General features: G+C 43.7%; 10 protein-coding genes. 7 read left to right on the forward strand and 3 right to left on the reverse strand.

Annotation, left to right across the window (positions count from 1 at the left end):
- Window positions 1-569: 569 nt before the first annotated feature.
- Entirely contained in the window at window positions 570-875 is a 306-nt protein-coding gene (locus BM100_RS07780) for a hypothetical protein (protein ID WP_092509624.1), read from the forward strand.
- Window positions 876-1,139: 264 nt separating this feature from the next.
- Here the strand turns inward: BM100_RS07780 and BM100_RS07785 are convergent, their stop codons facing one another.
- Window positions 1,140-2,111, reverse strand: a complete 972-nt coding sequence (locus BM100_RS07785) for an alcohol dehydrogenase catalytic domain-containing protein (protein ID WP_092509626.1) — start codon at window positions 2,109-2,111, stop codon at window positions 1,140-1,142.
- Between the two features lie 950 nt (window positions 2,112-3,061).
- Here BM100_RS07785 and BM100_RS07790 point away from each other — a divergent pair.
- Window positions 3,062-3,373, forward strand: coding sequence for a YceK/YidQ family lipoprotein (locus BM100_RS07790; protein WP_092509988.1), 312 nt, complete (start codon window positions 3,062-3,064; stop codon window positions 3,371-3,373).
- 61 nt (window positions 3,374-3,434) lie between these two features.
- On the opposite strand, the gene BM100_RS07795 is transcribed toward BM100_RS07790, so the two are convergent.
- Entirely contained in the window at window positions 3,435-4,724 is a 1,290-nt protein-coding gene (locus tag BM100_RS07795) for a YidR family protein (RefSeq protein ID WP_092509628.1), read from the reverse strand.
- 135 nt (window positions 4,725-4,859) lie between these two features.
- Between BM100_RS07795 and BM100_RS07800 the strand changes: the two genes are divergently transcribed.
- Window positions 4,860-5,477, forward strand: a complete 618-nt coding sequence (locus tag BM100_RS07800) for a trimeric intracellular cation channel family protein (protein ID WP_092509630.1) — start codon at window positions 4,860-4,862, stop codon at window positions 5,475-5,477.
- 67 nt (window positions 5,478-5,544) lie between these two features.
- On the opposite strand, the gene ligB is transcribed toward BM100_RS07800, so the two are convergent.
- Window positions 5,545-7,404, reverse strand: coding sequence for an NAD-dependent DNA ligase LigB (ligB, locus tag BM100_RS07805; protein ID WP_092509632.1), 1,860 nt, complete (start codon window positions 7,402-7,404; stop codon window positions 5,545-5,547).
- Between the two features lie 307 nt (window positions 7,405-7,711).
- On the opposite strand from ligB, the gene gmk reads away from it, so the two are divergent.
- Genes gmk through trmH form a run of 4 tightly spaced genes read left to right on the forward strand, consistent with a single transcriptional unit; the run spans window position 7,712 to window position 11,511 of the window.
- Window positions 7,712-8,335 (forward strand): guanylate kinase, encoded by a 624-nt coding sequence (gene gmk / locus BM100_RS07815; RefSeq protein ID WP_092509636.1) that lies wholly within the window; start codon window positions 7,712-7,714, stop codon window positions 8,333-8,335.
- Window positions 8,336-8,389: 54 nt separating this feature from the next.
- Window positions 8,390-8,665: a DNA-directed RNA polymerase subunit omega gene (rpoZ, locus tag BM100_RS07820; protein WP_010848451.1), complete on the forward strand. Its 276-nt coding sequence runs from the start codon at window positions 8,390-8,392 to the stop codon at window positions 8,663-8,665.
- Window positions 8,666-8,683: 18 nt separating this feature from the next.
- Window positions 8,684-10,798 carry a bifunctional GTP diphosphokinase/guanosine-3',5'-bis pyrophosphate 3'-pyrophosphohydrolase gene (gene spoT / locus BM100_RS07825; protein ID WP_092509638.1) on the forward strand — a complete coding sequence of 705 codons (2,115 nt, stop codon included), beginning with the start codon at window positions 8,684-8,686 and terminating at the stop codon, window positions 10,796-10,798.
- A 5-nt stretch (window positions 10,799-10,803) separates the two neighbouring features.
- The gene (trmH, locus tag BM100_RS07830; RefSeq protein ID WP_092509640.1) at window positions 10,804-11,511 is read left to right on the forward strand and encodes a tRNA (guanosine(18)-2'-O)-methyltransferase TrmH; all 708 of its coding nucleotides are present in this window, start codon (window positions 10,804-10,806) and stop codon (window positions 11,509-11,511) included.
- Window position 11,512 lies beyond the last annotated feature (1 nt).

Here is an 11,512-nt window from a genome sequence, read left to right on the forward strand (position 1 = left end):
AAAGGAAAACAATCCTTGTTTATATACCTTCCCTGAACTGCGTATATTTAACCAGAAAAATATTTATGTAATAGTTTGAATAAGCTGTATTTTTTAACTTTAAATTGCCTCTACTATCCCAAATTACGGCCAAATAAGGTGGATTGGGCAGTATTATGTGACCTAAAGCACACTTAATGGATTGAGTAAATATATTAACAATGAATCTTATTTCCGCTGAAAAACCATTTCAGAGTAGTCAGCAGTAATACCCTCTGTTTTGATGATTCTGCCAATCCGTTTCAAAACGATTTAGATTCTTTGCCAGATACTGCCAATCCCGTTGCGCGGCTTTGCGCCTGATGAAAGCCAGCATTGATGAAGAAACCATAACGAAAAAATATTCAAAAATAGCGGAGCTGAACAATGGTAAAAATCAATTCTTGATTATCAACATGTTCATGCGCTGTTCTCACGATTTATTCTGTATCTTGTTTTGCTAACAAAGAAGACTCGGTAACTCTTACACTTAATTTTGACGAATATTCCACCCCCATACAACTTTCATCATTGAGGGTAATCCCGTAAATATGATGATTGATACGGGTGCTACAGTGTCTATGGTTTGGCGGGAGAGACTTAAACAGTTTGAACCCATAAGCTGCCTAGTGGTCGACCCGAAGATGGATAACGCAGGATGTCAGGCCGCCACGCTCACAATTAAACCAAAAATTGGAAATTTCCTGAGTTTTGGTGCTGTTGTTGATGATGGGCATTTTAAACATCTGGGTAACGTTGGCGGTTTGCTAGGAAACAACTTCCTCAGAAATAGAAAGATACTTATCGACTTCAAAAACAGGAAAGCTTTTATTTCTGATAGGTACAAAGAAAGATGATAGCTAAATTGGTCGATTGGCATCTCCATCTAAAGCGATTCTTAACCTCTTATTTCATATAATTTCAGGGCAAAACCGCAAATATCTTCTAATCAAATAATTGATTACTTCGAAAGAATAGTTATGCCCTTATCAATGTCAGCGCCTATGTAGCAGTGAATAAATATGAATACCCGAGTTATACACCTAGGGCTCGGGGTATTCAGCAGTATTAGCTCAAACCTGAGCTAATACATTTCATGCCAAGTAAAAGTGTATTTTTATTTAAAGAACCGCGACATATTTCGTACCCTCGTTCTTCTGCAACAATAAATTAAGTGCCGTTGGTATTTCCTCAAAAGCTATCGTTTTAATTTTAGGCAACATTAATTCACCGCGACTAATTTGTTGTAAAAGAGCTTCTCCTTCTTTTACTAACTGATTCCACTGATAATCATTGCCATAAGTATAGATTGCTCCCAAACCTACCTCATGCAGCGATATACATGTAGTAAATGCGGCCAATGGCGCACTCTCTACTCGATCTTGTACACATACTAAATGACCATAATATTCCAGCATTGGGGCTAAAAATAAGGCGCTCTGATTGCTCACCATGTCAAATGCAGCATACAAAGGGGCTTGCTTTAATTCTTCTCGCCAATGGGGTTGATGATAGTCATATGTCGCCTTCACCCCTCTGGCACGTAAAAAATCATGGCGATGAGAACTCGCAACAGCGTGAACTATAGCGCCTTTACTTACCAATAACTGACAAAGGAGGCTGCCTACCGCCCCTCCTGCACCGTTTACTAAAACGTTTTTTCCGGCCAAGAAAGGCACTTTACTCATCGCCTGATAGGCTGTTAGGCCAGCACAAGGAAATGCAGCCGCAGATAAGTCACTCAATGAATTAGGAATTACCAGAAGTGCTTTGGCATCGACGATAGTATATTGGCTAAAACTTCCGTCTCGATTCAAATCAGCGAAATAGGCGACTCTTGTACCCAACCTAATATGGTTTACATTCTTTCCAGTATCAATCACTACACCCATACCATCTATACCCGGAATCTGGTATTTCTCCCAGTTATCCGATAATCCAGATAATAATTTCCAATCAACAGGATTGAGTCCTACTGCATGATTTTCAATTAAGACCTGATGTTCCTTAAGTTCTGGTAATTCTTTTGTTCCAAGCGATAAATGGAGAGGATCGGGATTTTGTAACCACTGCCAAGCCTTTGTTGAAATCATAAAGACATTTCCTTAAGTTACACGATGTATTAAGTGTTAATTTCTGAATTTACATAATGTATTTTTATGATTGTTATCAAAAGATGCTTTTATAACACCCTAATATTTTCTATAAATTTCAGAGGAAAATTACAGAAAAAACCAATAGCCAATAAGTAATCAACACGTAAATTGACTCAAGATATTGAATATTATATTGCAACTGATAAAGCATATGAGATTTAACCAATCTCATAAAACTCAATAAGGTAGAGGCCCAAATAGCACTCAGAGATCTCGCATTCCAATATGGGAATGCTGAATCATGGCTGGTTTGGTTCTTCCTTAATCTGGCTCAACTGAACATGCTGATAGATGGTATCAGTGTATCGCCAAGATTTACGTTAGATCTCCAGTCACTATGTTACCGGGTCAACTACTGTTTTTCTTTTACTGGATAATCTATTGAATACCAATAAACAAGGTACTCGTATTAAAAATACAAACAATTTAATTCAACCCCAAACCGCAATTTAAAAAACGATACATATAAACACTATGTATAAATAATTTTCGTAATATATGCCTTAAGCTAGAATTTGCGTATTTTCATACCTGTTTATCAGGAAATTCATCTTAGGGAGATGAATTTCCTGATAAACATAAAATCTGGCTATTAAATCCTCTAAAAAGACAAATACTTTTTCTTGTTATTGAGTTAAAGAGAACAACTATTCCCGATATTCTCCTCCCAAAAATCAACATAAAAACAAATTTGAAATTTCCATCACAAAAATTTATTAAATTTAACGATAAGTGCTATAGCAAACTGAGTACTACATGACTATAGTAAATAGTATTAATGAATAAACAGTATTGAAGGTTATTTTCACGCGTTGAGAACAGTAGCGTTTAAGGGCGAATAAGGTTTCTGGACACTGGCAAATTAATTCATTGAGATCATGGAAATGATGAAAAACCGTAAAATACTTCTATTGTTATGTTCCACATTGGGCTGGCTGCTTGTGACAGGCTGCTCCAGCATTATGACACACAGTGGCCCCCATCAAGGCTACTATTCTGGCGCAAAAGCCAATATTAGCATGATCAGAGACGAAAATACTGGGTGGATCATGAAGCCCCTGCTTGCGGCCGACCTCCCTTTTTCCGCGCTTTTAGATACACTCCTACTTCCCTACGATTACGCCCGTTCTGATCGGGACAACGCGACAGAATCTCCCAAACATCGAATTGAGCAACTGGAAAAAAATAAGTCATCATAAAGCCATATCAGCATCGCCATTCATTGACGATGCCCATTAAGCAAATTTATTACAGATGCAACTATACAATCCCTGTTTCGGCTATAAATATTTGCCGATATCCGTCAATATCGCGCATAAAGGCAACGTAGCGATCATCCGGTGATATGACTACCGCATCTGCACAGGGTGCTTCGTCGGTGCGCTCTGTTAAACGCCGCATGTTTCCATTTTCACTATCGTAAAGCACGATACTGTTGTCACAAACACAGGCAATAAACTGACCACGGCTATCCCAGCTAAAAGCAGACTGTATATCGTCCATGCCATAGGTTATTTGTTTGGGGTCACCGCCAGTTGGCGAGATGTACCATAATTGGACTATCCCTTTTTCATCTTTCATTAAAAAACAGATTTTGCTGCCATCCGGCGAAGCCCTCAACCAATGCCGAGGAACATTCACCACTCCCGGCCAGCGTTTACCATGCGTAAAAGTCAAACGCCTCTGTTTTACCCTTAAAGGGGGAGCCGGCAATGCTGTTTCAGTTCCCGCCAAGGGCTGCTGGCTCTCAATTGCATAATCTTCGTCGTTTTCCGGCAAATCAACGAGATAAATTTCCGGAACCTTGTCGCCATTTTCTGCACGAGTATCACCAATAAAAGCTAGTGCCCAACGTTGCCATTGACCATTCTCTTTGAGGTATCCCTGTTGCCCGACCCATCCCTCTTCGTAAGCCCGATTAATGTCATCACTTCCAGGGCGTGGATTTACGGTAGTCTCGCTAACAACAACTGAAAAATAGCTGCCATCGTATTCCCGCGGATGTTTTTTCGCTGAAGCCACAGCCCGCAGTGGAACAGCCACAGCGACATTACGTAAATCAAGGGCAGGATCTAACTCATGCATCACGTGATCGTTGTAGGTGAAACTCAAGCGACTGCCATCAGGACTGAAAATATGGACATGTGTGCCACCACGCAATGCACCTGCGGTATAAGGTGGAGTAATGTCCATGGCATCAATGTTAATTGCCACATTTGGCTGAGTATCAGAAACAATGACCCCACGGCGATGATGAAAATCGTACTGCCACTGGTCGTCTGGCTTTTCCGGGCCATGAATAAACGCATAATTTACCGGCTCTTTAGGGCTGACTGTCACAACACCGACATGGGCACCCTCTTTTGCCTGATAGATAATTCCAATTTGTCCATTTTCGACATGAATTTTTTCTATCGTTAACCCCGTAAAAGACGCCCCGCTCGGACGGACATCGTATACTATCCACTGGCTATCCGGCGTCCAGATATTTATATTAGTTATCTGATGGCTACGGCTGTCGAATGTAATTTGGCGTTCCTTGAAGACCATTTTCCCACCTTTTTTCGCGAGGTTTCGGATAATAAAAACTAATTTTATTGAGATTTAACTAAAAAATTTCAGTCGAGGCGTTATTATTTCAACAGTACTCTTTACTTATACGTTATATTCCATTTGAACAAATTTATGCTACTCAGTGTCCTCTACATCATCGGTATTACGGCTGAAGCCATGACAGGCGCATTAGCCGCAGGGCGTCGAAAAATGGATGTGTTCGGCGTTATCATCATTGCTTCCGTGACAGCCATTGGAGGTGGAACCGTCCGTGACATCATTCTAGGTCACTACCCGCTAGGTTGGGTAAAAAACCCAGAATACATTGTGACCGTTGCCTGTGCTGCTGTACTCACCATCTGGGTTGCTCCCATGATGAAACATTTACGCCGCCTCTTTCTCATCCTTGATGCAATTGGTTTAATCGTGTTTTCCATTATTGGCGCACAAATTGCGTTGGACATGCACTACAGTCCGATTATCGCAGCGATTGCGGCTGTCATTACTGGCGTTTTTGGCGGAGTATTACGCGATATGTTTTGCAATACCATCCCTCTGGTATTCCAAAAAGAAATTTATGCTGGCGTCTCTTTCGCAGCTGCCTGGCTGTATATCGCTTTATTACATACTCCATTACATCCAAATAGTGTGATCTTAATTACACTTGTTGCAGGGCTAACCGCCCGTTTGATTGCAATCCGTTACCGTCTTGGTTTGCCCATCTTCAATTATGATGGAACCGATCATTAACTAACTTGCTTCTTTGGGGCAGTTTTCTCTGCCCTTCTCTCTATTTCCACTTTATTGCCTAATTCTTTCAATCGCCTTTATCCATTCCTATCGGTGCCATGTTTTTAGCTTTCATATTGTTATTTTCCCTGTTGTTTTTTTCTGCCTCTGTTCCATGCTCCCTACTCCACGGCATTTCCTTAATGTCGTGTAAAGCCAGTTTCTGAATCACGGCCTTAATCTCTGGATGCTGTAAAAACGCTGAGATTTTTTCTGTTTGTTTTGCGGTCAGAGTGTTTGTTGCCACTTTATTTGATAACAACCCATGCCAGTTGATATCGTCCGTCAACCGATTGGCATAAGGCATTCCTATGGCTTCACGCCACAATGGAAATGGACGCAATTTTGCCTGCTGAAATTGGGAAAATATTGCTTCTGCACGTTTGGCACCGATATTTGGTACTTCCTCAAGCTGCTCCTTATTCAACGTCAACCAATCCGTTAAATTCGCTACCAGCCCGTGTCTTACCAACACCGACCACGTTCCTTGTCCGAGGCCTTTCATTTTTAATTTTACGCCGAGCCATGTTAAACGGGCGATAAACTGTTGTTCGCAATACTGCCCGTCTTTTCCTCCGTCCTTCATGTCAGCGCCATAACCGCTATCATGTCTGAATGTGAGGCAACTGAGAAAATGGTAGTCTCGCTCATCCGGTGGCTGAATATCAGCACGTTCAAAAATACGCCACACCACTTTATCGAGCTTGGGTATACCATGCCCCGCCAGAGCGACAGTCACTTTATCGCCCGGATAAACATTCCACTGTTTCCAACGCCTGACAGAACCGATATTGACGCGGCTGATTGACCGCTCGTCCAATTTCACTTTTTCTAGCTCCAATACCGTAGATACCTTTCCTGTCCTGCCTATCGTGAAATTGACATTTTTTATGGTTGTGACTTGCTGCTGTAAGGGATATTTCCATGCAACAGCCCAACTGTTCGATCCTGCCTGCCATTGCGGGCCTCTAGGCTCGACTTCTTGGCGTAAAACAACCCCATCCGTAGCAAAAGGCAAAGGCTGGGAAAAATACTCTTTCCACCTCTTTTCAGCATTTTCCCCGGTCGTTACTGAATGGCTATATTGCTGAGTGACAGGGAACCCCATTAATGCCAATTGCTTTAACTTGGCTCCCATTGGCTGTGGCCCATCAGGCCAAGCCCAGATAAAGATGCCTATATGCTTAAGTTCCGGTGCAGGTGTTTTACGCATCATTAAACCCGCAACTTTGCTGCGTGCCCCCTGACTCCCCATGACGGATTGCCGATGGTTTGCCTGCTGCCAGAAAAGCTCCCCCTGCAATACCAAACGTTCCGGCGCATTATCTATCTGCTCAGGAATACTGGTGATAAATCGGCTTTTATCTTTCCAATCATTCCCTTCTATCCCATTGCCGCGGCTGATAAGCTGCTTTAACTGGCCTTTTTCATACACCAAAGTCACAGCAACTCCATCAATCTTAGGTTGCAGCCAAACGTCTTTTCTCCCCTGTAACCATTGATGAACCTCCTGCACGGTTTTCAGCTTATTTAAGCCTGTGTGGCGGACGGGATGAACCTGTTTGCTTCCTTGTGTCACAGGCAGCATCGGTATATCTGTTACCTTATTTTCCAAAAAATCCGCGCGACCTGACTCCTGTTGAAAACAACGTTGCCAAAATCCCAAGGTCTCCAGTAATTGGTCATAGATTTCATCGTCTATTTCACTAATGCCTTGTTGACGATAAAGATGTTCCCACTTATTCACCTGCAGTGTCAGTTGGTTAATTTCATTCTGAAGTTTTTCCGGCAGCCATTCAGGGCAACGGACTTCGTCTGCGACTGCCATTGGCATGCCGAATAGCAACATCCATGCTGTGATTAAAAAAATAATGAGAGAATTAAGCATCCTTGCTCCGTAGGCTCCTAAAAACACGAGCAGAGCATAGGGAACTCCATGATTTTTACCAAGATGGAAAAGACAGGTTTGCGAAGCGTTTCGAAAAAGAAATGACTGTTATCTGCAACCATTTCTTTTTCCTGAAATTGTTTCGCAAAATTAAGCAGTAACATCGACTTGTTAAGAAAAAATTTTGTTGAAATTCCCATTGGCATGTATTGTAACGCTGCATGGGTTTACGTATCCGTGTATACTATGTGGGATTTTATATTCCTGCGCTTGCATTTATTTATACCCAATCAGTCAAGAAATCATCATGAACCAAGGAACGTTATATATTGTTTCTGCACCGAGTGGAGCAGGCAAATCAAGCCTTATTCAGGCTTTATTGAAAACTCAGCCTTTGTATGACACTCAGGTTTCAGTTTCACATACAACACGCCAAGCGCGTCCGGGCGAAAATCATGGTGAGCATTATTTTTTCGTCACTGTGGATGAATTCCAAACTATGATCAGTAATGATGAATTTTTGGAACATGCCTGTGTTTTTGGTAACTATTACGGCACTTCCCGGAAAGTTATCGAAGATACCCTTGCCAGTGGCGTTGATGTTTTTCTTGATATTGACTGGCAAGGTGCACAGCAAATCCGCCAGAAAATGCCGGCAGCCCGCAGCATTTTCATTCTTCCACCGTCACAGGAAGAGTTGCTCCGCCGCCTGCGTGGGCGAGGTCAGGACAACGAAGAAATTATTGCCTCTCGCATGGCTCAGGCTGTCGCAGAGATGGTACATTACAACGAATATGATTACGTTATCATCAACGATGATTTCAATACGGCATTGGCCGATTTACAATCTGTTATTCGTTCAGAGCGTCTACGATTAGATCGCCAAACCCAGCGGCATGACGCCTTAATCAGCAAATTATTGGCAGACTGAACCAAGTTTCAGTATCATGCCCAGTCATTTATTTATCTGTGGAGTAGCACATATATGGCACGCGTAACTGTTCAAGACGCAGTAGAGAAAATTGGTAACCGTTTTGACCTAGTGTTGGTCGCTGCTCGCCGAGCACGCCAATTGCAATCAGGTGGTAAAGATCCTCTCGTTCCTGAAGAAAACGATAAGATGACTGTTATCGCTCTGCGTGAAATCGAGCAAGGCCTCATTAACAATAAAATTCTGGATGTTCGTGAGCGTCAGGAACAGCAAGAACAAGAAGCCGCAGAAATCAAAGCCGTTTCTGTTATCGCTGAAGGTCGTCGTTAATTTTACGGTAGGTCTGCCTTGTACCTGTTTGAAAGCCTGAATCAGCTTGTTCTGAAATATTTGCCTGAAGATCAAATCGATCTACTTAAGCAGGCCTATGTGGTTGCGCGGGATGCCCATGAGGGGCAGACCCGCTCCAGTGGTGAGCCATACATTACTCACCCTGTTGCCGTTTCCTGCATTTTGGCGGAAATGCGCCTTGACCATGAAACACTTATGGCGGCTCTTCTGCATGATGTTATTGAAGATACCCCAGCCACATTTCAGGATATAGAGCAGTTATTTGGTACGGCCGTTGCCGGCTTAGTGGAAGGTGTATCCAAACTGGATAAGCTGAACTTTCGTGATAAGAAAGAAGCACAAGCCGAGAACTTCCGTAAAATGATCATGGCAATGGTGCAGGATATCCGCGTCATTTTGATCAAACTGGCAGACCGCACACACAATATGCGAACCCTTGGCTCCCTGCGCCCAGATAAACGGCGGCGCATTGCCAGGGAAACGCTGGAAATTTATAGCCCTCTGGCCCATCGTTTGGGTATCCATCACCTGAAAACAGAGCTGGAAGAGCTTGGGTTTGAAGCCCTGTATCCCAATCGTTACCGTGTAATTAAAGAGGTTGTCAAAGCCGCACGCGGTAATCGCAAAGAGATGATTCAGAAAATTCTGTCTGAGATTGAAGGCAGGTTAACGGATGCTGGCATTAAATGTATCGTCAGCGGCCGCGAAAAACATCTCTACTCCATTTATCGAAAAATGCATCTCAAAGAACAGCGTTTCCATTCCATCATGGATATTTACGCTTTTCGTGTCATCGTCAATAATCTGGATACCTGTTATCGCGTGCTGGGGCAAATGCACAGCTTATACAAGCCGCGCCCAGGAAGAGTAAAAGATTATATTGCCATCCCCAAGGCCAATGGCTACCAATCCCTGCATACCTCTCTTATCGGCCCGCATGGTGTGCCTGTTGAGGTTCAGATCCGTACCGAAGATATGGATCAGATGGCTGAAATGGGGGTTGCTGCGCATTGGGCCTATAAAGAACAAGGGGAATCGGGCACAACTGCGCAAGTTCGTGCCCAGCGCTGGATGCAGAGTTTGTTGGAACTTCAGCAAAGTGCCGGAAGTTCTTTTGAATTTATTGAAAGCGTGAAATCTGATTTATTTCCTGATGAGATTTACGTTTTTACCCCCGAAGGCCGCATCGTTGAATTACCGGCTGGCGCCACCCCTGTTGACTTTGCTTACGCTGTTCATACAGATATCGGCCATGCTTGTGTCGGTGCCCGCGTTGATCGCCTGCCTTACCCTCTCTCACAAACACTCAGCAGCGGTCAGACCGTTGAAATCATCACGGCACCGGGAGCAAGGCCCAATGCGGCATGGCTAAACTTTGTCGTCAGTTCCAAGGCACGGGCCAAAATCCGCCAGTTGCTGAAAAACCTGAAACGGGATGATTCAATTGGGCTGGGGCGCCGCTTGCTCAATCATGCTTTGGGTAACGGCACTAAGATTGCCGATATTCCGCAGGAAAATATCGACAAAGAGCTGGCGAGAATGAAACTCGCGACTTTGGATGATTTATTGACGGAAATCGGGCTGGGCAACGCGATGAGTGTCGTCGTCGCCCGCAATTTATTACTTGGTGCAGCAGAGAAGGTTCCGAACAACAACGGAAATTCATCCCGCAAGTTGCCAATCAAGGGCGCTGACGGCATTTTGATTACTTTTGCCAAATGTTGCCGCCCAATTCCTGGTGATCCAATTATTGCCCATATCAGCCCGGGAAAAGGTCTGGTTATTCACCACGAATCTTGTCGAAATATCCGTGGATACCAGAAAGAACCGGAAAAATTCATGCCTGTCGAGTGGGATAAAGATATCAATAGCGATTTTATTGCCGAAATTAAAGTCGATATGTTTAACCATCAAGGTGCACTGGCCAATCTGACCGCAGCCATTAACGATGCAAATTCCAGCATTCAAAGCATGAATACTGAGGAAAAAGATGGCCGCGTCTACTGTGCTTTCATCAGGCTGACGACCAAAGACCGTATCCAACTGGCAAATATCATGCGTAAGATACGTGTTATGCCAGACGTGATGCGAGTTAGCCGTAATCGAAACTAGAGGTTATGAATCCTAAACGTTACGCCCGGATATGCCAGATGATGGCAATGCGTCAACCAGACCTGACGATTTGTTTAGAAGAAGTCCATAAACCTCATAACATATCCGCTGTCATTCGTACGGCGGATGCTGTTGGCATCCACCGCATCCACGCTATCTGGCCCACAGAGCAATTAAGAACTCAGCTCTCCTCCGCAGCAGGCAGTAATAGCTGGGTTCAGGTGGAAAAGCACACCACAATTGAACATGCTGTCCAACAATTTAAAGCCGATGGCATGCAGGTATTGGCAACCCATCTTTCTGATAAAGCAGTCGATTTCCGCCAAATTGATTACACTAAACCTACCTGCATCATTATGGGCCAAGAAAAAAAAGGCATTTCAAAACAGGCTATCGCCTTGGCCGATCATGACATCATTGTTCCGATGGCAGGTATGGTGCAATCCCTGAATGTCTCCGTTGCATCTGCGCTTATCCTCTATGAGGCACAACGCCAGCGCCAATTGGCAGGCATGTACCAACGGGAAGAGAGTACGTTGCCAGAAGAAGAGCAACAAAAACTGCTTTTTGAAGGGGGATATCCCGTATTGGCTGCCGTTTCTCGCCGTAAAGGTCTGGAACAGCCGTTGATTGATAAACAGGGGCAAATCATCGCAAGTGAAGCATGGTGGGCAGCAATGCAGGCAACGACTGCTCCATCAAAAAGGAAATAAA

The organism is Xenorhabdus mauleonii, from assembly GCF_900113945.1.
GTDB classification, from domain to species: Bacteria; Pseudomonadota; Gammaproteobacteria; order Enterobacterales; family Enterobacteriaceae; genus Xenorhabdus; species Xenorhabdus mauleonii.